At 36.5% G+C, this 22438-nt stretch carries 18 protein-coding genes and 1 pseudogene; 17 read left to right on the top strand and 2 right to left on the bottom strand.

From position 1 onward, the window contains the following. Positions 1-92: 92 nt before the first annotated feature. A complete protein-coding gene (gene hemB, locus AC2A1G_RS11780) occupies positions 93-1082 on the top strand; it encodes a porphobilinogen synthase (protein WP_484047109.1) in 990 nt (329 codons plus the stop codon). Positions 1083-1173: 91 nt separating this feature from the next. On the opposite strand, the gene AC2A1G_RS11775 is transcribed toward hemB, so the two are convergent. Then, on the bottom strand, positions 1174-1902 hold the full coding sequence (locus tag AC2A1G_RS11775; protein ID WP_484047108.1) for a hypothetical protein: 729 nt from the start codon (positions 1900-1902) through the stop codon (positions 1174-1176). A 160-nt stretch (positions 1903-2062) separates the two neighbouring features. Between AC2A1G_RS11775 and AC2A1G_RS11770 the strand changes: the two genes are divergently transcribed. The 9 genes from AC2A1G_RS11770 (at position 2063) to AC2A1G_RS11730 (ending at position 12770) form a co-directional block, all read left to right on the top strand. Further along, positions 2063-4555 carry an ATP-dependent Clp protease ATP-binding subunit gene (locus AC2A1G_RS11770; protein WP_484047107.1) on the top strand — a complete coding sequence of 831 codons (2493 nt, stop codon included), beginning with the start codon at positions 2063-2065 and terminating at the stop codon, positions 4553-4555. A 23-nt stretch (positions 4556-4578) separates the two neighbouring features. Further along, on the top strand, positions 4579-5445 hold the full coding sequence (locus tag AC2A1G_RS11765) for a lytic transglycosylase domain-containing protein (protein ID WP_484047106.1): 867 nt from the start codon (positions 4579-4581) through the stop codon (positions 5443-5445). 143 nt (positions 5446-5588) lie between these two features. Further along, positions 5589-5993 carry a type VI secretion system tube protein TssD gene (gene tssD / locus AC2A1G_RS11760; RefSeq protein ID WP_262148483.1) on the top strand — a complete coding sequence of 135 codons (405 nt, stop codon included), beginning with the start codon at positions 5589-5591 and terminating at the stop codon, positions 5991-5993. Positions 5994-6491: 498 nt separating this feature from the next. Then, positions 6492-6896: a type VI secretion system tube protein TssD gene (gene tssD, locus AC2A1G_RS11755; protein WP_056035938.1), complete on the top strand. Its 405-nt coding sequence runs from the start codon at positions 6492-6494 to the stop codon at positions 6894-6896. A gap of 185 nt (positions 6897-7081) precedes the next feature. Then, positions 7082-9034 carry a type VI secretion system Vgr family protein gene (locus tag AC2A1G_RS11750; protein ID WP_484047105.1) on the top strand — a complete coding sequence of 651 codons (1953 nt, stop codon included), beginning with the start codon at positions 7082-7084 and terminating at the stop codon, positions 9032-9034. 11 nt (positions 9035-9045) lie between these two features. After that, entirely contained in the window at positions 9046-10323 is a 1278-nt protein-coding gene (locus AC2A1G_RS11745) for a hypothetical protein (protein ID WP_484047104.1), read from the top strand. After that, positions 10301-10756, top strand: a complete 456-nt coding sequence (locus AC2A1G_RS11740) for a hypothetical protein (protein WP_484047103.1) — start codon at positions 10301-10303, stop codon at positions 10754-10756. The genes AC2A1G_RS11745 and AC2A1G_RS11740 overlap by 23 nt, the downstream gene beginning before the upstream one ends. 194 nt (positions 10757-10950) lie before the next feature. Then, a complete protein-coding gene (locus AC2A1G_RS11735; protein WP_484047102.1) occupies positions 10951-11349 on the top strand; it encodes a hypothetical protein in 399 nt (132 codons plus the stop codon). A gap of 77 nt (positions 11350-11426) precedes the next feature. Next, the gene (locus AC2A1G_RS11730; RefSeq protein ID WP_484047101.1) at positions 11427-12770 is read left to right on the top strand and encodes a hypothetical protein; all 1344 of its coding nucleotides are present in this window, start codon (positions 11427-11429) and stop codon (positions 12768-12770) included. Between the two features lie 58 nt (positions 12771-12828). Here the strand turns inward: AC2A1G_RS11730 and AC2A1G_RS11725 are convergent, their stop codons facing one another. Next, on the bottom strand, positions 12829-12996 hold the full coding sequence (locus AC2A1G_RS11725) for a hypothetical protein (protein ID WP_484047100.1): 168 nt from the start codon (positions 12994-12996) through the stop codon (positions 12829-12831). Positions 12997-13355: 359 nt separating this feature from the next. On the opposite strand from AC2A1G_RS11725, the gene AC2A1G_RS11720 reads away from it, so the two are divergent. The 7 genes and pseudogenes from AC2A1G_RS11720 to AC2A1G_RS11690 all read left to right on the top strand — a co-directional run bounded on the left by AC2A1G_RS11720 (position 13356) and on the right by AC2A1G_RS11690 (position 22367). Further along, a complete protein-coding gene (locus AC2A1G_RS11720; protein WP_484047099.1) occupies positions 13356-13844 on the top strand; it encodes a sigma-70 family RNA polymerase sigma factor in 489 nt (162 codons plus the stop codon). Positions 13845-13939: 95 nt separating this feature from the next. Beyond that, positions 13940-14749 (top strand): FecR family protein, encoded by an 810-nt coding sequence (locus tag AC2A1G_RS11715; protein WP_484047098.1) that lies wholly within the window; start codon positions 13940-13942, stop codon positions 14747-14749. Between the two features lie 75 nt (positions 14750-14824). Continuing rightward, positions 14825-17764 (top strand): TonB-dependent receptor domain-containing protein, encoded by a 2940-nt coding sequence (locus tag AC2A1G_RS11710; protein WP_484047097.1) that lies wholly within the window; start codon positions 14825-14827, stop codon positions 17762-17764. A 5-nt stretch (positions 17765-17769) separates the two neighbouring features. Beyond that, a complete protein-coding gene (locus tag AC2A1G_RS11705; protein WP_484047096.1) occupies positions 17770-19191 on the top strand; it encodes a RagB/SusD family nutrient uptake outer membrane protein in 1422 nt (473 codons plus the stop codon). Positions 19192-19203: 12 nt separating this feature from the next. Next, positions 19204-20517, top strand: a complete 1314-nt coding sequence (locus AC2A1G_RS11700; RefSeq protein WP_484047095.1) for an alkaline phosphatase family protein — start codon at positions 19204-19206, stop codon at positions 20515-20517. Positions 20518-20616: 99 nt separating this feature from the next. Next, positions 20617-21342: pseudogene (gene lptB / locus AC2A1G_RS11695) on the top strand (LPS export ABC transporter ATP-binding protein); the annotation flags it as partial. A 446-nt stretch (positions 21343-21788) separates the two neighbouring features. Next, positions 21789-22367 carry a hypothetical protein gene (locus tag AC2A1G_RS11690; protein ID WP_484047094.1) on the top strand — a complete coding sequence of 193 codons (579 nt, stop codon included), beginning with the start codon at positions 21789-21791 and terminating at the stop codon, positions 22365-22367. Positions 22368-22438 lie beyond the last annotated feature (71 nt).

The following is a 22438-nucleotide window of genomic DNA, read 5'->3' as shown; positions in this document are numbered from 1 at the left end:
AACAAAAGTATTAAATAACTTTTTACTGTGCAACATCTTTTTGAGTCAGATGTATTAAATTTGTATCAATATTTCAAAAAGTATTCCAAAAAATGATATATTCAAGAAACAGAAGGCTCAGATCAACTGAGGCCGTGCGAAGTCTGGTAAGAGAGAGCCACCTTTCGGTAAATGACTTTGTAATGCCGGTTTTTGTGATGGAGGGAGAGAATAAGGAGGAGTCAATCGCTTCAATGCCAGGGATTTTCAGACGAAGCATTGATCTTACGGTGAAAGAATGTAAAGAGCTTTTTTCACTAGGAGTGAAAGCAGTAAATCTTTATATGAAAGTTTCTGATCATCTCAAAGACAACACCGGAAAAGAGGCATGGAACAGAGATGGATTGATGCAGCAAACTATCAAAGCAATTAAGGACGCGGTTCCCGAAATGATTGTAATGCCTGATGTAGCCCTGGATCCTTATTCTATCTACGGTCACGACGGGATTATTGAGAATGGAAAAATAGTCAACGATGCCACCAACGATGCCTTGGCCAGAATGTCAGTTTCACACGCTGAAGCCGGTGCAGATATTGTTGCGCCGAGTGATATGATGGATGGCAGAGTGCTCATCATCAGGGAAGCATTGGAGGAAAATGGTTTTCATGATGTTGGGATTTTAAGCTATGCCGCAAAATATGCGAGTTCATTCTACGGACCTTTCAGAAGTGCTTTGGACAGTGCTCCCAAAGAAATGGGCGAAATTCCGAAGGATAAAAAAACCTATCAGATGGATTTTCATAATTCAAGGGAAGCTTTGAATGAAGTTTTCAAGGATGTGGATGAAGGTGCCGATATCATCATGATCAAACCGGGCCTTCCTTATCTGGATATTGTTGCCAAAGTGCGTGAGGCAATCGATCTTCCCATCGCAGTCTACAACGTAAGCGGAGAATATGCCATGGTAAAAGCCGCTGCCCAAAACGGCTGGCTGGATAATGATAAAACCATCATCGAAAGCCTCACCTGCTTCAAAAGAGCCGGCGCAGATATGATTTTTACCTATTTTGCGAAAGAAGCAGCAATGCTTCTGAACAAATAATTTAAAATACTCACGCAGATTTTGCAGATACAGCAGATTCTAATTTTTCATCTGCTTAATCAGTAAAATCTGCGGGAATTTTAGAAAATATTTAAAGAATATCAAAATCTTTCCCTCTCACAAATTTTGCAGCAAAAGGCGACTGATTTCCGGTATATTTTAAAACAAAGTTCTTTTTTGTATCTGTATTTACATTAGTCTGAACTTCAACATTTTGAGTGCTGAAACTTACATCAAGATTTACTCCGCTGTCTTTTTCTAAATTAATTTCTACACTTTCAGCATAAAAAAGGGCGGTACTCAGAAAATTAAACTTTACATTTTTTCTGTACGCTTTCGATTCATCCTGCGTAAACTGAGAATATTTTCTTAAAATCTCAATTCCGGGAACATCAATATTGGTGATGCGGGATTTAGTAACATTACTTACTTTGATTGAAAAATCTTTTGCGTTTTTCAGATCACCCTTTACATCAATATTAAATAAGGAAGGCAGCGAAAGTCCGAAATCTAACATACTGTCTTTATTAAACTGAAAATCAGGAATCATTGCAGAGAATTTCTTTACCTCTTTTAACTGGTTTTTAACCCTTTCCAATTCTTCGCCGGCAAATAAATATCCAATCAGGTTGTTATTGGTGGTACGCCAGTTTCTTCCATTTCTTTCGTAAATTTCGCAAAGCATGGTGTCTTCAGAAGAATGGGGAAGGAGATCGATGTCCTGCCATTTAAAAACCTCCTTTGCGTACGGAAGTCTGTTGATAATTGAAGTTCCCAAATCGAGGGCGAGAAGTTCGGTAAGCTGTTGATTGTTTTGCATAAAAATTTGCTTTTTGGTTACAGTAAAAATAGAAAAATTTCCACAATAGTGACATTATTAATTAAATGAAAAATTTTAAATTAAATTTCATGGGTTGGCGAAAAAAACTTATTTTAGTTCAACCAAATTTTAACGTCACAAATATTAATTTCGAAAATAAATGGGAGTACTTGTTACCAACGAGACTGTAAAACAATTGTTTCATATTGCACAGTCTATCGCCAGAGAAAATTACAACGCAACTTACGACGGGCCTCATATTCTGCAGGCTTTAATGCACAAAGATATTGGTCTGAATGAATTTTTAAAAAACATTGATAAAGATCCCGGATATTTTTACGAATGGGCAGACGTTCGTCTTGAAGAATATCCCAAAACATCGCATCTCCCCTCGGAAGTAAAGGAAGGCGATTCTGTAGACCGACTAATGGACGAGGCAGACGATATCAGACTGAAATTAGGTCTTGATGAAATTTCCCCAATCTGCATTCTTACTGCAATCGTAAAACCTGAAGTTTCATTCTCGCTTCAGCAGTTGAAGTCTCTTCCTTTGAGAGAGCATGAAATTTTTAATTTGTACCGAAAAGATACCCCTTACGAAAGTATTGATAACGGAGATTTTTCTTCTTTATTAAATGGCAGCAGTCATTCGGAAAATTCGTTTCCATCCATTAAAAATTATTGTGTGGACCGAACCGCACAGGCCCGAAACGGCGAAATTGAAAACATCATCGGTCGTGATAAGGAACTCAGAATGTTGGTTGAAATTCTTTGCAGAAGAACAAAACCTAACGTAATCATCATTGGTGAACCGGGTGTTGGTAAAACTGCCCTAGTAGAAGGTTTCGCAACAGAAATCATTAAAGGAAATGTTCCTGAAATGCTTAAAAATGCAACACTTTTAGAGCTTGATACCGGAGCTTTACTGGCTGGAACGTCCTATAAAGGTGAAATTGAAGACAGACTGAAGAAAGTAATCAACGAATGCAAGAAAATTGAAAAAGCAGTTTTGTTTATTGATGAAATTCACTCACTTCTCGATCCTAAAGGAAGCATCGGAAATATCGGAAATATTCTGAAACCTGAATTGGCGCGCGGGGAAATTACCGTTATCGGAGCAACCACTCAGGAAGAATACAGAAAAATTATAGAGCCCGAACAGGCTTTCAACAGAAGATTTGAAGTTTTAACCGTTTTGGAGCCGGATGAAAAGACCTGTGTTAAAATGATCGACGTTCTTTTGGACGGCTACAAAAAACACCACGGAATTGAAGTGGATAAAACTGCTCTTCCGGAATGTGTACGTTTGGCAAAACGCTATTCTAAAGGTAAAAAACTTCCTGATGCCGCAATTGATCTTTTAGACAGAACAATGGCAGCCATCAAAATGCTTGACGAGCTTTCAGAAAAAGAACTGGAAAGCTGGAAAACAATCTACGATCAGATTTTAACAGAAGAATACCTTGACGAAAAAGATAAAGCCGATGAATTAATCTGGAATTATAATTTACTGAGAGATAAAATAAGTCCGATTTTGTGGGGTTCTTTGAGTGAGCAGCCGCAGATCGACAATTCCATGGCGGTAGAGGAGATTCAGAAGATTATTGAGCAGACGTTTGCCGAACTTCTTACCCACGCAGCCGTGAAAAGAGAAAAAGTAGGCCGTCTGGAACTGGCTGCGGTTATGGCTGCAAAAACCAGCATTCCGATTGGTAAAATTCAGGCTCAGGAAAAGGAGAAACTTCTGAATATGGAAGGTCTTCTGATGAACAGAGTAGTTGGTCAGGATCATGCGCTGAAAATCCTTTCAGATGCCATCGTGGAAAACCGAAGCGGATTAAACAAACCGGGTCAGCCAATCGGTTCATTCTTCCTTTTAGGTCCTACCGGAACAGGAAAAACCGAGCTCGCAAAATCGATGGCAGAACTTCTTTTTAATGACGAAAAAGCGATGGTTCGTTTTGATATGTCAGAATTTAAAGAAGAACATTCTGCAGCACTTTTATACGGTGCACCTCCGGGTTACGTTGGTTATGAGGAAGGAGGAATGTTGGTTAATAAAATCAGACAGCAACCTTATACCGTTGTTTTATTTGATGAAATTGAAAAAGCACATCATTCAGTTTTTGATGTTTTCCTGCAGATTATGGATGAAGGAAAAGTACATGATAAATTGGGGAAAGAAGGCGATTTCAGCAATGCTTTGATCTTATTTACTTCAAATATCGGAAGCGAAGAAATCGTAAAACAGTTTGAAGAAGGCAAAATTCCTGAATCAAAGTCCTTGATGCAGATCATGTCGAATTCAGGACGTTTCAGACCGGAATTTTTGGCAAGAATTACAGAAATTATTCCTTTTGCACCGATTACAGAATCGATGGCTGAAAGAATTTTTAATATTCAGCTAAAATCACTTCACAACTCTTTATTAAGATTAGGAATGAGTCTGAAAATTTCAGATGAAGCCGTGAAAGGTCTGGCGTTAGGTGGTTTCAGCAGTAAATATGGAGCAAGACAGATTTCGGGTGTCATCCGTTCTCAACTCGCAAGACCCATTTCAAAAATGATCGTAAGAGAAGAGGTAAAAGCCGGACAAACCCTCAATGTAGAATGGAATTCTGAAGAAGAAAAAACCGTCTGGACAGTTAATTAAATCATTTTGAAAACGCACATCCGATGAAAACGGGATTTAAAATTTTTTTAACTGTGATTTTTACATGTTTTTCGCAAGCGGTTTTTTCGCAGTTTTTAAATGCTTCGGATACTTCCGAGAGTAGTGTGAGGAAATACCAGAATATCATCAGTTCCAATAAAGAAATTGTCAACTTTATCGAATATTCTATGGTTGAAAAAGGGCTGCCGAAACATCTGAGAAATTTAGCATTAATTGAGTCTAATTTCAACAGAAATATTACGTCAAGTGCCGGAGCAGTGGGAGTTTGGCAGTTTATGACCGCACACGCCAATCAGTATGGTCTTACTGAAGCACAGCGGAATGATTTATACCGAAGTACAAAAACAGCAGCGATTTCGCTTTCAGATCTTTACAGAAAATATAACAATTGGGTAACGGTTGTTGCTGCGTACAACTGTGGGGAGGGAAACATTGCCAAAGCCATGAGAAATGCAGGTTCTACTCAGTATCATGTTTTTTCAAAATATCTTCCGACAGAAACCGTTAATCATGTGAAAAAATATCTTAACGCCTGTTTTGCCACCGGCGAACTGAATGCTGTACTCACCGATTACAATAATTCACGAATGAAAAAAGTGTTTCTGGATGGCAGCGGAAGCGGTAAAACTATTTCATCACTTACAGAAGCGGAAATCAATGCAGGTTTCAATCTGAAAATTGTTGCGGAAGAACTGAAAATAGAATACTCTCAGCTTACTGAATGGAATCCTGAGCTGGAAAGACAATTACAGGAAGAAGGCGACGGTTTTCTGAGACTTCCTGTAGATTTAATGCCTGACTTCCTGTTAAAAAAGAATAAAATTTTGGGAAGATCGGTGAAAGAATCTTCCAAAAACAGTTCAAAATAATCGTAGTTCTACGACATCAAATCGTAGAATTACTACACTTTTTCAAATTTGTTTCAAAATATTTGAAAATCTTTTCAGGACGTTTTACCTTTGGAATACGAAAAATAAAAATCACAAGTTTCATTTAAAAAAAAATTTACGTTATGGCACTTAATTCAAGAGGAATCTTAAAATTCAACGGTGGCGAAGGACAAAAATTATTAAAGCTGAACTACAGCGTTTCGAGATCAACGGACGTATCCGGTAGAGTAGCTTCAGACCCATCCAACGCAATCATCAAAGTAACAGTGGAAGCAACAGAGAAATCTGACATTCTGGAATCTCTGCTTAATGGAAAATACAAACCAACGAGCGGGGAAATTACTTTCAACAAATCTCACGAAGAAGGAACTTTAATTACCTTAAACTGGGAAAACGGTTATGTGATTCAGCATGAAGTGGATTTTGATGCAACAGATGAAAATTCGATGTACATCAGCTTTGTGGTGAGTGCAGAGAAAATTAACTATGGAAATTCTGCTTACGAAGGTCTTTGGCCAACAAGCTAGAAAACCCATCTTTTCAGTATTAATGTATACAAAAGCAGGACTGTCAATTTATTTTGACAGTCTTTTTTATGTTAAATTAGTTTTAGAGCCTGTTAAAAAAATGATTAAAAAACAAATTTTCAAGTCATTTTTCTTTCCCCCAACCCTAAAGGGTGGAAAAATGCCTTGAAAATTTCATTAAAATTAACTCCCTTTAGGGCCGGGGGAATTAATTTTAATGAAATTTAAATAGGCTCTTAGCAAATCCAAAGTTTTTGAAAAGCTTAAAAATATCTCTTTATCATTATAAATTTTTCAATCCCGCACCCCGCATCCTGAATTTTAAATCTTAAACGTTAAATTTTGAATCGCCAGTCGTAGAACTACTACACAAAATCGTAGAACTACTACAAAATCTGAGATAATCGATTTTTAGGATGAATTTTTAAAAATGTGGTTCTATCTTTGGAATACCAAAAACAACAAATCACAAAGTATTAATTTTAAAAAATTTACATTATGGCACTTAATTCAAGAGGAATCTTAAAATTCAACGGAGGCGAAGGACAAAAATTACTAAAACTAAACTACAGCGTTTCAAGATCTACAGACGTTTCAGGTAGAGTAGCTTCAGATCCTTCAAATGCATTAATCAGAGTAACTGTAGAAGCTACAGAAAAGTCTGATATTTTAGAATCTTTGCTTAACGGAAAGTACAAGCCGACAACAGGAGAAATTACTTTCAACAAATCTCACGAGGAAGGAACATTAATCACTTTAAACTGGGAAAACGGCTACGTAATCCAGCACGAAGTGGATTTTGACGGTACAGATGAAAATTCAATGTACATCAGCTTCGTTATCAGTGCAGAGCAGATCAATTATGGTAATTCTGCTTATGAAGGTCTATGGCCGTCAGCTTAAAAAAGAAATCATCAGAGTTTTATAGTTATTAAGGGAACGAAGACTGTCATTTTTAAAAAAGGCAGTCTTTTTTGTCTTAAAATGAATAATTATGTTAAATCTTTTTTAAAACTGAAAATTGTCGCTGCATAATTTTTAAGAGTTGCTAAAAATAATTACCTTTATTATCACACAATCACATTATTATGACTACAAATCCGGAAAACAGAAGCGGGAGCGGTTTCCGTCCGTCCCAGAACGCCGAAAATATATCTGCCCATCAGCATACCGGTATCAACCGTCTTGTAAAACTTTCTTTGGTAATCGACGGTAAAGTGATCCGATATTACAAGCATTTCAGCCTGAAGCAAAGTGCCAACCGTCATCATGAATTTAAAATTACGCTTGCTCATGACGCTTTAGGTGGAAGACAAACGCACACTTTGGAAGATGCCAATGAGTTTTTAGGAAAAAGATTAACGGCTGTAATTTCTTACAAAGATGTTCAGAACAGTCCTGAGAGAACGTTTGTTGGCGTGATAACAGGAGTTTCGTTCAATCAGGAACAGATGAGCCTTGGAAATATTGTACTGAAAGGTTTCAGTCCGACAATTTTACTGGATGGTGCACCTCATATTCAGAGTTTTGGAGGCGGCAAGTCTGCAAGCATCGGAATTATTGCTGATGAGGTTATTCAACAAGGCTTAGACAAAAGTAAATTTGATGTGAGAATCGATACCAACGATTACTCGCAGATAGTTTACAGCAGCCAATATAACGAAACTCATTATAATTATCTGGCTCGAATGGCTGAAGCTTATGGCGAACAGTTTTATTACGACGGTGAAGTGTTGCATTTTGGGAAACTCCCTCCACAAAACTCACCTGTAAAACTGATTTATGGAAGCAGTGCTCAGGATGTAGAAGTTGAATTAAAAGCTTTGCATACAAAACCACAGTACTACGGCTACAACAGCAGTAAGAATGAAAAATTGACTTCTGGTGCAACACCAGTACAGCACGTAGGTGATCTCGCAAAAACTGCCTATCAGCATAACGATTCTATATTTAAAACACCTTCGTTGCAGGTAGCTCCCATCAAAGCGACTACCAATCTTGATGTTGAATATTCACAGAAAAGCTCCTCTGGAAGTGAGGCAGTCAATGTTTTTTCTGTATCAGCAAAAACGACGGTTCCTTTTCTTCATCCCGGATGTGTTGCTGATATTCAAATGAGAAAAATAGACAGCAACGAAAGTTCCTATTTTACCAAAATCATGATTACCGAAACTACGCACGAAATCGACACCATAGGTCATTACAGCGGAAGTTTTCAGGGTATTGCAGCCGATACAGGATTTTTACCAAAACCCGATTTCACGGTTCCTATTGCCCAACCACAGATTGCCACAGTGATTTCAAACACCGATCCTGAAGGTCAGGGAAGAGTACAGGTAAGATTTGACTGGCAGATGAATGACACCACCAATTTCATCAGAATGATGAGTCCCGATGCAGGGGGGACAGATCAGGTAACTCAAAACAGAGGTTATGTTGCGATTCCCGAAGTGGGCGATCAGGTGATGGTGAATTTTGTTCACAACCATCCCGACAGACCTTTCGTAATGGGCGGAATGTTCCACGGCGGCGTTGGTTTGGGAGGTTTTGCAGATAACCGGGTGAAATCTATTATGACCAGAAGCGGCCATAAGGTTGTTTTTACTGAAGATGAAAGTATTATCATCACCGATAAATCTGGCAATGAAATTCATCTGGATACGACGGGAAGCAATATCAATATTACGGCTCCGGAGACGATGACTTTGAATTGTAAGAATATGTTTATTAATGTTGCAGAAAGCATGACTTCTACGATTGGAAACAATCAAAGTACTTCTGTGGGACAAAATCAGAGTAATTCAGTAGGAATGAATATTACCGAAACAGCAGGAGCCAATATCTGGCAAAACGCAACCTTAAATTATAATCTGAATGCTACGAATATTATGAATATGGCATCCGAAAATTTCACTTATGATGCTACGGATATTCACAAAAATGCTTCAGAAGCTATAGAAGTTGCTGCATCAGGAGATTATATTCAGAATAGTGAGACGACAATACATAATCTGTCCGGAGAGAAAGGTCATAACGCGTAAATTTTACTGCAATGGAGAATCAGTCTAAAAAAGGGAGAATCCAAGTCTTTGCTAAAAATATAAGAGGTAATGCTAATGGAAGTATCTTGGAAGAAAGCAGATTTACAAGAAATGTAGCTGGTGGAAGACAGGTTCAGAACGGTCGCGGTGGCGGTGTAAATCATGACATTAATCAGGGAAGGAAATTAATTGAAGATACAAGGGTAATTACTATTGAATGTCTTGATGAATTGGATGATGGATCAGCCAATGACGGTTCAAAAACTTATACTAAAAAGGGAGTTCTTTTTAATAAAACATATCGCTTCAAAGCGAAAGAGTTTACAAATGGAGAACCTAAAAATCCCAATAATATTCGTTGGGCTCTGAAATACACTGATCCGGAAACGGGAAGAGTCGACGAAAATATTCTTCAGAATAAAGATTGCCGTGGTCCTGAAATAAATCTTAGGTTTTCATCCAATGAATGTTGCGGAAGTAATCTTGAAGTTAAAGCATTTATAGAAAATGCCGAATCTGAAGGCAAATTTCCGGTTTTTATGCACAACAGATTCAGATGGTTTGACGGTCAAATTGTTGAAAATGAATTAAAAATACGAAAAAATAATCCACGGTTAATTAATCAAAGTGCAACTTCGCTTTGTGGAACAGCAGCTATCTTGTACATTTATGCGAAGATCAATCAGGAAGCTTATTATCAGATATACAGAAAATTTTTCAGAACTGGTGAAGGAGAGATAAATCAATTTAAGCTGAAACCAAATGAAGAAATTTATGAGATGAAGCCTTCTCAGGATAATGATGATTACCCACACTTCAAAAGTGGGACTCTGATGCCTCAGGCGGACTGGATTTCTTTGGTGGGCACAAGAAGTTCAGACAATCTGAGCTACACAGGCAAAGATGGTGAAGACTGGGATGCGATAAACTGGCCGTCTTATATGGTGAAAGCTGCAAGAGAACTGCACGGTGCAACAGAAGTAGAAGATAAAACACATATTATAACAGGCTTAAATTACCAAAGCGATCTGGAGTCTATCGAGGCAGATTTTAATGCTGGCTGGAAAATAATTCTTCTGATTGATTCTGATATGCTTGAGGACAGTATAAGTTTTTTAGGATCACTCACCAACTATCACTGGATTGTGTACAACGGTGGATTATCTATAGATACAAAAACAAAAAAATATACATTTTCTTATTATTGCTGGGCACAGGAATACAATGCACAGCAATTCAGGTCAATTGTTTTTAATACAAATTTTTATGGGTATATTAAATATAAATAAATTCTGCTCTCTTTTTATTTGCATCTTTATTTTCTGTATTGCATGCGGACAAAAAAATGATTCTCAAAAGATTTTATCCAGTGATTTCAACTTTGTTTTTGTAATTGAAAACAGTAATAAAAGTGATGTGCTGGGCAGTAAAATTTCAGTAAACAGAAAAGGTAAAGATATCAATAGCGGAAAATTTGAAATTTCTTCAGAAAATCCTATTTTATCATCAATGAAATTCGAGAATGGTAAAATAGAGCTTATTGCACAAGACACGATTGCATTTAAAATTGGATCAAAACAATACTTTATAACTGATATAAAAAATCAGGCTGTCAGCAGAAAAAAGGGTCTTTCACCTTTTTCATCGTCCAAACCTTCAATTATTAGTTTCAAAGTTAATGGGAACGAGTATTTTGAATCAGATTATCTTAGCTTAAAATAGTGCACTTTTACTTAAAATAGTAAGTTGTCATCATTACTGATCTATTTTTAAAATTCTTATTTAATAATCAGAATACGACATGATAAATTAATTCTTAAATCAAAAGAAGAAATTGATATTTTATAAATTTAAAACCAATTAAATCAGTTTATAATCATGCCCTAAACGAATATGAAAATTACAAGTTTTAGATTATGAAAAAAAAGACGTTGATCATTTTTGCATTATTTATCATTTTTATTGTTTTGGTAATTAGGTATGGATTTATAATAGTATTATGGCTTACAACTCCGGGAGACGGAGAACTGAGAACTGATGAGAAGGTGCTGTTTGAAAAGATCAAACAAAATTATACAGCAAAAGAAGTTTGGAGAGAACCTAAATACAATATCACTGCACCAAAAGACACCACAACATATACTGTTGTAGTTAGTGGTATTCCATGCAATGCAGATACAATAAGTTTAAAAAATAAAGCTCAGGGTACAAAGTCAGAAATTGATAAATTACACCTGCATCCTAATTTTTACAAATATCATATTCTGTATAAATGTGGTGATGGAAAAGAAATTAATTATAAATTCTTGAGGTAATTAAGATTTTTTTTCAAAAGATAAATCAGATTCTATTTCTATACCGCTGGAAGGAAGAATTTTTAAAATTAAAATGAATGGAAAATCAGCAGAAGAAAGGAAGAATACAGGTCTTCGCAAAAAATATAAGAGGAAATGCCAACGGAGGCATTCTTGAGGAAAGCAAAATAACAAAAAATAGTGCCGGCGGAAGACAGGTGCAGAACGGACAAAGTGGCGGAGTAAATCATGATGTTAATCAACCGCGCAAGGAAACATTGAAGGTTATTAAAGTAGAAGGTCCATTTAATGAGAAAAATGAACTCGTTGATTCTGTTGAAAAAGGCAAATGGTATACTTACAAAGCAAAATTCAATAGAGAACCTGAAAAGGATGAGCTGAAAATATTAAAATGGGCTTCAGAATATGATTCATCCGGTAGAAAAAATATTCTGCATGATGTTTCAAACAAAGAAATGAAAGAAATTGTGCATCAGGTTCAGACTCCTTCAAATGCTCATCACTTAAAGATTTTTGCATTTCTGCAAACACCCGATGTTCATGCCAAAGCAGAGATTATGCAAGGTGAAATCCTGATTGTTGTAGGTACAGAGCAACATTCTCAAAACTATGGAAACAAGCTCATGTTTCCTGCGCAGGCTGTGCGTGAGATTAGACAGTTTTATAAAAGTCACAAGCACGCAAACATTGTTATTTTTAGTGATCAGTTTACTGAAATGCAGTTGAGTATCATTAAAAGAGATGCTAAAAAGTGGAATTCCAATCTGTATTTCAAAAAAATAAATACAGTTACAGAACTTATTAATTACATCAATAATGGTGACACAACTGTTGATCGTGGCAAAATAAAAGTGGCAACTTTAAAGATTTTTGCCCATGGCCTTCCAAAAGTTCTTGATTTTGGACTGGATGGTGATAACGAAGAAGCTCAACGTTTTAAAAATGAACATGTTTCACAGTTGAAAAAAGAGTCTTTTGCCGTAAAGCCTGAAATTTTTTCTTATGCCTGTCGTACAGGAAATTCTGACGACAGATATGTGACCCTAAATCCAAAATATGAATATGACGCAGAAGCTCTGAAACTTGTGAAGCCCGAAGAAAGTCTTGCACAAAAGCTTGCGGATCATTTGGATGCAAAAGTATATGCTTATCTCAGACGAAGTAATTACACCTCGACTTGGAATGATGGCGGAAATAAAGAATTTAAAGCTAAATATATGACGATAGAAGATGAAAGCGTAAGCAGTCCGTTTAATCCTAAAGATTGGTACAGATCAACTTTCGGGAGCAGTAGATGGGATGAATCTCTTTGGAATTCTGATGGCGCATTTTTACTGCCAACATCTGGCAGCTCTCCAGGAGGGCTTCTTCAGGGAGGAATGTTTATTTTTGAAAAATCTAAAACACCAGTGAAACAATGAGTAAAAAACACTATTTTACCGTAAGCCTAATTTTTTTCGTCTTTTTATATGTAACCTCTTATTTGTCGATGAGGTCATTTTCAGATGATGTTTCCTCTTCATGCGCAGAATGTTCGTACTGGTCAGAAGTATTGTTTTTTTCGGTTATTTGTACGGTTTTTATACCGATAATTCTTTTTGTAACAGATAAATTAAATTTGAAAAAACTGATAACCCCTTTTATCATTATCCTTTTTCTTTTTTTTTCTTTTTTGGGAAATCTCAGTATTTTCAGTGACAGAGTCTCAGCCTGGAGCAGTTATTCTACACAGGACGAAATTTTTGCAGTTTTGTCGGCTTCCGGTTTACATCTTATAGTTGGTGCGCTGCTGTTATTTTTTGTTTTAAAATCATTTAGGCTGAACCAATCAAATATCCCTGAGAAAAATAAACTTTAAATTGTACTTTTCAAAAAAATCAAAAGAAAACAACCTGTTTTTAACTAAAAATTTCAAAATATTTTACTTTTATTTAATACATAACATTCTTTAGCCGACATTAGTTTGGATAATTTTGCAGCATTATCATCAATCGATATGCTTTAAAATGAGTTCCTTTAAAGAAATATATGACCTTTACAAACACCAAGTCTATTTCTACATAAAGAAAAGCATTAAAAACGGCGACGACATCAACGATATTACCCAGGAAATTTTCATCCATCTCTGGAAGCACAGAGATTCGCTCAAAAACAGAAACACTTTAGAATCTGTAATTTTTAAAACCTGCAATCAGGAAATTTCAAACTTTTACCGCAAAAACAGATTAGATTTTGATGCTTTTGATGAAGGGATTTCTGCTGAAAATTTTGAAAGTTTCGACGAAGAAGAAAATCTAAAAGAAGAAAAAATCAACAAAATGAATTTGCTTCTTAATAATCTTCCTGAAGATTCTAAAGAAATGCTCGTTCTCAACAAAGTGGAAAAGGTAAGTCTTACTGAAATTGGCGATGATTACAATCTTTCTAAGTCCGCAATAGAAAAGAGAATTAATAAAACCATCACATTTCTGCGTTCAAACCTGTCTGTTTTTTAATTCAATATTAATTCGTTTAAACAAATCATGAATTCCATCTTTTTAAGGTGGAATTTTTTTTGTCTCTGCGTAATTCTATATGTACACCAAAATTTATGGAAAAAGAACACAGACGCTGGAAAAGCGTTTCAGAAGAAAAGCAATTATTAGATAAAGAAACCGATCAGGAAATCTGGGCAAACGTAGATCAGTATATTCAGAAAAGAAAAAGAGTAACGAGATTTTACTGGGCTGCAGCAGTTGCAATTCCTCTAATGACCGGAGTTTTTCTGATGAATGTAAATGATTTCGGAAAAAAAGATAGCGAGATTACCATTTCTGCAAATCAACAGAAGAAAGTTTATAAGCTTAAAGATGGAAGTATCATTACGCTTGAAACCGGAAGCAGTCTGATTATCAGTGAAAAATTTGGAGAAGAAAACAGGAATGTTGTTTTCAGAGGTAAAGGTTTTTTCAATATTGCTAAAAATAAAGCGCTTCCTTTTAAAATTAATGCTGAAGAATTTGATGTTGAGGTTTTGGGAACACAGTTTTATTTAGACCAGACATCATCGGAGAAAACGGTACATCTTACAGAAGGAAAAGTAAAAATCGATTATAAAAAACAGCAGGTTTTTCTGAGTCCAAAGCAAATCTGGAAGTTGGATGAAGATGGAGAACATTCCGTTTTTCTGGAACCTTCGGTGAAGAAGCAGTTCACATTTGAAAACCAGAAATACAGCGAAGTAATTGAAACTTTGGAAGAGGTTTATCTGATTAAAATTAAATATCCTCAGGAATTTAAAAATGAAATGGTTAACGGATCATTCAACGGAAATCTTGAAGAAATACTCAGCATCATCAGTTTTCCTTTTGATCTGAATATTAAAAATACAGATGATCAAAATATAGAAATGAAAAAATAAAGCATCGATAACGCCACATTACCGATGCCTGAAAATGATAAACTAGTAATAACAAAAACTAATTTTCGCTAATTTATGAAAAAAACAGCAATTAGCGTTGTGCTTGTTGCAGCTGCATTTTTCCAACAGACTTACGCTGCTACGCACAATGATACAACGAACAATCAGGTAAAAAACGCTACCGTTTCTTTACCCAAAGTCTTCGACAGACTCAGTAAAACCACAGGGAAACAATTTTTCTATTCTATTTCGGATGTCGGAAACATCTATGTAGACGAAAGAAAAATAGATTTTAATTCTTTAAATCTTGCACTTTCTTATCTGAAATCTCAATATGGAATCGATTATTTCATTAAAAATAATACGGTAACCATCAGAAAAGGGAAATCAAAGAAAATTGATGTGAACCAGATTTTTTCTTTTAAATCTGTTAGGGATACGATCAAACCGAGAGAACAGGCGATTGAAGGGGTTGTGATTACAGGTCAGGGTAGTGCAATCAGCAAAAAAAGAATCTCTACCAAAGTAACTACGATCAATGGTGAAGATCTGGAAAAACTTCCAGCTCAGAGAATTGATCAGCTTTTGGCAACACAGCTTCCTAATGCTCAAATTAATTTGACAGGAGGTCAGGCTGGTTCTACCTCTCTCATCAGAGCAAGAGGGGTGAATTCTGCCTTTTTAAATTCTACACCGATTATTTATCTGGATGGGGTACGTATGGATAACCTCAATACAAGATCAGCATTGGGCGGTTCTGCTCAAGGTTCTTCGATGAGTGCTATTGCCGATATTCCGATGGATAACATTGAAAAAATTGAATACATCAACGGGGGTGCAGCGACAACATTGTACGGTTCTGATGCCGCCAACGGAGTTATTCAGATTTTTACTAAAAAAGGAGGAAAAAGAGGAACCAGCTTTTCATTAACCGCTGAAAACGGTATTGAAACGCCTACCAACGATTTTCTTCACTTTAAAAGAACAAAAGACCTTCTTTTTGAAAACGGATATTATCAAAAATACCGATTAAACATCAATGGAAAAAGCGAGAAAGATTTTGGATACAACTTTTCAGGAAGCTTCTTTAACAGTTCGGGAGTACAGATCCATGATCAGAACGAAAATCAGAAAATAGATTTCAGCACAGGTTTTCAGGCAAAATTGGCTGAGAAATTAAAGTATGAAAGTTCATTTATGTACGTCAGAAATCAGTACAAAAGAAGCCGTAATGGAAATCAGGGTGGCTACACCGGTCTTTGGTTTGCAGAATCGGGAGCTTCAAAAATTACAGGTCCTGGCTTCAACAACCGTCTGGATGAAATGACGGAAGAACAATATCAGGCAATGAAAGCTTTTGTAGATAATGCAGAACGTCTTCAGGATAATCAGATTACAGTCAACCGTTTCACGACTTCTCAGATTTTTAAATATGAACCATTAAAGAATTTAAATTTCAGATTTACAGGAGGTTTAGATTACAGAATTCAGGATCAAAATACAGTGACCACCAATGAATATCTAACTGCAACGAGAGGAACACCGATTTTGGATCAAGGAAGTATTTCTAATATTTCAAGAAATTATCTTGGGATTACTTTAGAACTAACGGGTCAGCATAAATTAGATTTAAACAATTTTTCATTCATCACCAGTTTTGGTGGTCAGTTGTTCAGAAACGAAGACAGACAGGTGCTTTTCAGCGGAACCAACATTAGAGACGGGGCGCAGACCATTACCGATGCGGCTGTAAGAACATCAGATGAATTTTTAACACAGGTTTTAAATTACGGAGCTTATATTCAGGGAAATATTGGCTACAAAGACAAATTATTCCTTGATTTGGGGATAAGAGGCGACAGAAACCCGGCGTTCGGTAAAAATATCGGAACTCAGTTTTATCCAAAAGCAGGAGTTTCTTATGTGATTTCTTCTGAACCATGGTTTGAAAATAAAATCGTGAGTTCATTGAGATTAAGAGGAAGTTACGGTATTGCAGGGAATTTACCTCCGGCGTATGCCAATGAAAGAACCATTAAATTCGGTGGTTTTGGTGGTCAGCAGGCTGCGTTTTTCGGTCAGCCCGGGAATGATGATCTTCGTCCTGAAAAAACAGAAACAGCAGAAGGAGGTTTTGATATTTCATTCTTAAAAAACAGAATTAATTTATCGGCAGGATATTACCGTTCACTTACCAGAGATGCTTTGTTTTACATCAGATCGGCACCTTCTACAGGATTTAACGTGAGCCAGCTTCACAACATCGGAAAAATTGAAAACAAAGGTTTTGAATTCAGTTTAAATGTCACTCCAATCGAAACAAAAGATGTGACTTTAAGCTTTAATGCATCAGTAAATACTTTAGATAACGTAGTTTTAGATTCCGGAGGAGCTCCGGCTTTCAACATCAACGGATTTAGCGAAAGAACTTTGCAGACGGTCGTTCAGGAAGGTCAGTCGATTGGTTTTATCAGAGGAAATTACGGTGTTTTTGATGAAAATGGAGTTTTGAAAGAATCTTTGCCACAGCAGAATTTAGGAAATACCATTCCAACTCTTTTCGGAAGTTTTGGTTTGAATTTCAGATATAAAAAATTCAATTTATTTGCCAACGCAAGTTATCAGGCAGGAGCTTATGCAGCCAATTGGGATGCACAGTTCAGATACAATTACGGAGCTTCGGAAGATTATATTCCGGCAGGAGAAATTGCTGCCAACGGAAGAGTCAACTGGCTTCAGTTTACCAATATGTTTGTGGAAAAAACAGATTTCCTGAAAGTGAGAAACATCGGGATGAGCTACGATTTTGTTCCTAAAAATACAAACTTCTTTAAATCTTTAAATATCGGTTTCTCTGCAGCCAATCCTTTCAATTTTACCTCTTCATCATTTGATCCGGAAGCTACTTTGAGTGGAGCTTCCCAAGGTCAGGGTGGAGCGAGTACAGGAGGTATTTCTTACGCTACCTATTCAGCGCCGAGACAGTTTATTTTATCATTAAAATTCAATTTTTAATCATCATGAAAAAAATTATTCTATCAAGCATATTGTTTTCCGGAATTGCTCTTACAGCCGTTTCATGTATAGAAAACCCGAATGTGACCGAAGATATTTATCTTTCAACACCCAACTCTGCAAAAAGCTGGATGGTCGGTTTGCAAAGACAGTTGGCTTTAACAACAAATGCCGTAACCATAAATGTTGAGATTGCTTCAGATAATTATTTTAACAATTACACGCAGTACACCAAAGTTTTCGACAGACTTCAGATCGATTATTTCGATCCGGATGTAAACACATTACAGGCGCAAATTCTTGCCTTAAGGGAAATGGCTGATTACGGAATCACGAAAGTGGCAGTGGCTGATCCTGCAACGACCAATGCCGATAAAGCAGCGATGTATTTTTACCGTGCTTACGCCAATCTTTTGGGTGGAGAATTGTTTGTAGGACTTCCAGGATCTTCTTTAGGTCCGGTGGTGAATTCTAAGGGTTTGTTGGAAAGGGCTGTTGGCGATTTGGATCAGGCAATTGCTTTGGAAACTAATGCGAACAATATTTTAAAATATAAATTATTAAAAGCCAGAGCCTATTACGGTTTAGGAGATGTGGCGAATGCCAAATTAATGTCTAATGAAATCATTTCTCAAAGTGCTAATTTTTTAAGTCAAATTACCTTCGACGGACAAAACGGAGCCGGAAATGAAATACAAAACGGAACTTTCGATGCATTGCCGAATCGTTTGGCTCCACTTCCAAGATTAGATTTTTTAGACCCGAAATATTTTTATCAGGGAACTGCATCAACAGATCAGAAGCCTGTAACTTTAGCGAAATCAGAAGAAGCTTACCTAATTCTTGCTGAAGCTTTACTAAGCGAAGGAAATATCGCTGGAGCAAAAACCCAGCTTCAGACTTTGATTCAAACGGTAATTCCGGGAAGAGCAACCGCATCTATCAGCGATAAAGGTGAAACCAGAAACGGAGGAAACCGTACCGATTATCCGCTAACAGCTGTTGGAGTTCGTTTTGATGCTTCAAGTCCGGTAAAGCAAGGACATGTTTTAAACAGACAGACGGCAAATATTACGGTGAAAAGAGTTTCGGGAACGAGTGTGGTTTTGGCAGATGTTACGGCAGCAGCTACACAGGATGAGGTTTTATATTTAATTTATCTGATGCGTCAGGAAATTTTCTTTGCAGAAGGAAGAAGATTGACGGATTTAGGAATAAAATTCCCGATTTCTCAGATTGAAAGCGATAATAATTCTAATGTTACAGCAGAATACAAGAAAGCTTTAATCCCAACATTTATACCTGCAAACGGAGCTTACGACGATTTTACTACAGATCCTGTAACAAAAACGGTGACGATGAAGCATGACATGAACAAGGTAATTATCAGCAACAAAACATCTCAGGATATTGTTCCGTTTTTTTAAATTTTAAATTAAATGAAAAAATATATTTTAGCAATAATTCTTGGTGTACAGGCAATCAGTCTGTCTGCTCAGGAAGTGAAAAATGTAATCTTAATTAGCATCGACGGATTCAGACCTAATTTTTACACAGAAGAAAGATATTCTACCGTAAATCTTAAAATGCTTGCCCAAAAAGGAATGTATGCAGATCAGGTCCGTACGATTTTTCCATCGGTAACGTATCCTTCGCACACCACTTTAACCACCGGAGTTTTCCCTGCAAAACACGGAATTTATTACAACACCACCATCGGAGAAAATGGCGATAATGAAGGCTGGGTTTATGATTTCAAGGAAGTAAAAGCTCCCACAATCTGGGAAGCCGCAAAGAAGAAAGGATTAACAACTGCTTCGGTTTCATGGCCGGTAACAGTGAATAATCCGCATATCGATTACAATATTCCTGAAATATGGTCATTCGACAATCCTTCAGACCGAAGAGAAGCAACGAGTAAATATGCCAATCCAAAAGGTTTGTTTGAAGAAGTGGTAAAAGAAGCTACGGGAGAAATGGAAATGAAAGAATTCAACCTTCAGACCAGAAGAATGGATCAGAATTTGGGGAGAATTGCCAGTCATATCATCAAAAAATACCACCCGAATTTGCTTACGCTTCACTTACCGATTACCGACGGAGCTCAGCATTCTGTAGGAAGAGAAGGTTTGCCTGTGGAAAGAGCGATTGCAGGAGCTGATCAGGCGATTGCCACCATCATCGAAACTTTAGAACAGGAAAAAATGATGGAAAATACGGCCATCATCATCACCGGAGATCATGGTTTTGTGACGACACACACTTCCATTGCAGCTAATTTATGGTTAAAAGAAAAAGGACTTTCAGATAAAGCATTCTTTTTCAGTACCGGAGGTTCGGCGTTTTTACATTTAAAAAATAAAAATGATAAGAAAACAACCGCTCAGGTAAGGCAAATGCTGAATAATTTACCTTTTGCTCAAAAGCAAATGTTCAGAATCATCAGCGACGAACAGATGAAAGAATTTCAACCTGATCCGAATGCTGTTTTGGCCATCACCGCAGAAGATGGATATTCTTTCAGCAACAAAAAAGACGGAGACCTGTTTTCAAAAGCACCAGGCGGAAAGCACGGATACTTTCCGGATTTCTTTAATATTTACACCGGATTTATCGGTTCGGGAGCAGGTTTCAAACCGGGATCGAATGTTCATCAGATTGGTCTTGAAGATGTTCCCGCTATCATCGCATCTTTATTAAAGCTTGATTATCTTAACGATGGTCAGGCGAGGGTAAAACCCTTTCTAAAGTAATAGTTTCTTTAATTTTACAAATCTGTACAGTCAAAATTTTTGGCTGTGCAGTTTTTTTGTACTGTCATTCCAATCCAAAAAAACTTTATCTTTGCCTCTATGATTTTACGCGGAGAAAACTTAATCAAAGAATATGGCCCGAAGAAAGTTGTAAAAGGCGTTTCGGTACAGGTTCAGCAGGGAGAAATTGTCGGTTTGCTCGGTCCGAACGGAGCAGGAAAAACCACTTCATTTTACATGATTGTTGGGTTGGTTAAGCCTACTTCAGGAAAAATCTTTCTCGACAAGCAGGAAATCACTACCGATGCGATGTATCGCCGTGCCCAAAAAGGAATCGGATATCTGGCTCAGGAAGCTTCCATCTTCAGAAAATTGTCTGTAGAAGACAACATCATGGGTGTTTTACAGCTCACAAAACTTTCAAAAAAGCAGCAGGAGATCAAATGTGATGAGTTGATTGAAGAATTTTCTCTGCAGCACGTCCGCAAAAACCGTGGAGACTTACTTTCAGGAGGTGAAAGACGAAGAACTGAGATTGCAAGATGTCTCGCGACCGACCCGAGCTTTATTCTTTTGGATGAGCCTTTTGCCGGAGTAGACCCGATTGCTGTAGAAGATATTCAGAAAATTGTACGAAGCTTAACCGACAAAAACATCGGAATTCTGATTACCGATCACAACGTACAGCAGACTTTGGCGATTACCAACAAAACTTACATTATGTTCGAAGGAAAGATTCTGAAAGAAGGTCTTCCCGAGGAACTGGCAAACGATCCGCAGGTAAGAGAAGCTTATTTGGGAGAAAATTTCGTTTACCAAAGTATTTTCGACAAGCCGAGCAAGAAAACCTATGCCTACAACATCTGGGCGGGAAATTTCGATTCGAAATCTCAGCTTCAGGGGTTTGTAGATGAAAATTTTGCTCAGTTTGATGATTTGAGGCTGATGTATGGTTTTGAAGATATTAGTTTTGCTTCATTAGGAAATTCAGATATTCAACATATCTTCAGTGAAGTGGTTGATAAAAACGCCAACAATTCTTTTGTGTTCCAGAAAAAAGAAATTAATCTAAACTATTCATTAGAACAAGCCGAAGCAGATTCCAAAGCAGCCAGCAAATCTGAACTGCATTATCTGACGACTTATGTTTTTGAAGGGTAAATTATAATCTTAAAAGTTTTTTATAGAGATTTTTTCGTGAGAATAATTTCCATTTTGGCAAATTCAAAAGTTACTGGGAGTTTGTGTATTTAATTGTTAATCAGTGCTATATGAAGCGTTATTTAGAGAAACTATTTGCGATTATAATATTGCTATTTTTTAACGTAATTTTTTCTCAAAATTTTTATGGAACTGTTCAGAAAGAAAATGGATTTATTGTAATGTCTGAAAAACTAAATATTGAATACTATTTCAAAAGAGTTTTAGAGAATGAAAATGAAATCGAAAACCTAAATCAAAATCAATTTGATGAATTGAAAAGTGCAATTAAAAATTATAATTTCGAAAATAAAAATTGGACCAAAACGGAACTTGGAAATAACTTCTTTATTCTAAAAAATGATAAAAAAAATATACTTTCGAAAGACAGCATTATAATATATTCTTCAAAAAATAATTTATCGAAAATTGAAACAAATAATATTTGGAAGAAAGTTAATAGATATAACGAAAATTTAAACGAATGGCGACACTTTCCTATTTCGCTTTCTGAAGTTATTTATAGTTTCGATAAAAAATTAGCAATGATTTTAATTAAGCGTGGAAATAGTGGTGGTAGTTTAGACGTGTACGAAAATATTAATGATAATTGGATTCTAATTGATAAAATATATAGATGGAGTTATTAAGAGTATTGCCTGACATTGAAAATTGTTGCACCACTTTCAATTGATGTAAAATTTCACTTGCCAAAAAATAT

The organism is Chryseobacterium sp. HNCC26DJ240 (assembly GCF_057180485.1).
This window is presented reverse-complemented; position numbering and strand designations above follow the sequence as displayed.

Bases quoted from the DNA above. Each gene is read 5' to 3' on its own strand.
- hemB (WP_484047109.1), top strand. From the start codon at position 93: ATGATATATTCAAGAAACAGAAGGCTCAGATCAACTGAGGCCGTGCGA.
- AC2A1G_RS11775 (WP_484047108.1), bottom strand. From the start codon at position 1,902: ATGCAAAACAATCAACAGCTTACCGAACTTCTCGCCCTCGATTTGGGA.
- AC2A1G_RS11770 (WP_484047107.1), top strand. From the start codon at position 2,063: ATGGGAGTACTTGTTACCAACGAGACTGTAAAACAATTGTTTCATATT.
- AC2A1G_RS11765 (WP_484047106.1), top strand. From the start codon at position 4,579: ATGAAAACGGGATTTAAAATTTTTTTAACTGTGATTTTTACATGTTTT.
- tssD (WP_262148483.1), top strand. From the start codon at position 5,589: ATGGCACTTAATTCAAGAGGAATCTTAAAATTCAACGGTGGCGAAGGA.
- tssD (WP_056035938.1), top strand. From the start codon at position 6,492: ATGGCACTTAATTCAAGAGGAATCTTAAAATTCAACGGAGGCGAAGGA.
- AC2A1G_RS11750 (WP_484047105.1), top strand. From the start codon at position 7,082: ATGACTACAAATCCGGAAAACAGAAGCGGGAGCGGTTTCCGTCCGTCC.
- AC2A1G_RS11745 (WP_484047104.1), top strand. From the start codon at position 9,046: ATGGAGAATCAGTCTAAAAAAGGGAGAATCCAAGTCTTTGCTAAAAAT.
- AC2A1G_RS11740 (WP_484047103.1), top strand. From the start codon at position 10,301: ATGGGTATATTAAATATAAATAAATTCTGCTCTCTTTTTATTTGCATC.
- AC2A1G_RS11735 (WP_484047102.1), top strand. From the start codon at position 10,951: ATGAAAAAAAAGACGTTGATCATTTTTGCATTATTTATCATTTTTATT.
- AC2A1G_RS11730 (WP_484047101.1), top strand. From the start codon at position 11,427: ATGGAAAATCAGCAGAAGAAAGGAAGAATACAGGTCTTCGCAAAAAAT.
- AC2A1G_RS11725 (WP_484047100.1), bottom strand. From the start codon at position 12,996: ATGATAAAAGGGGTTATCAGTTTTTTCAAATTTAATTTATCTGTTACA.
- AC2A1G_RS11720 (WP_484047099.1), top strand. From the start codon at position 13,356: ATGAGTTCCTTTAAAGAAATATATGACCTTTACAAACACCAAGTCTAT.
- AC2A1G_RS11715 (WP_484047098.1), top strand. From the start codon at position 13,940: ATGGAAAAAGAACACAGACGCTGGAAAAGCGTTTCAGAAGAAAAGCAA.
- AC2A1G_RS11710 (WP_484047097.1), top strand. From the start codon at position 14,825: ATGAAAAAAACAGCAATTAGCGTTGTGCTTGTTGCAGCTGCATTTTTC.
- AC2A1G_RS11705 (WP_484047096.1), top strand. From the start codon at position 17,770: ATGAAAAAAATTATTCTATCAAGCATATTGTTTTCCGGAATTGCTCTT.
- AC2A1G_RS11700 (WP_484047095.1), top strand. From the start codon at position 19,204: ATGAAAAAATATATTTTAGCAATAATTCTTGGTGTACAGGCAATCAGT.
- AC2A1G_RS11690 (WP_484047094.1), top strand. From the start codon at position 21,789: ATGAAGCGTTATTTAGAGAAACTATTTGCGATTATAATATTGCTATTT.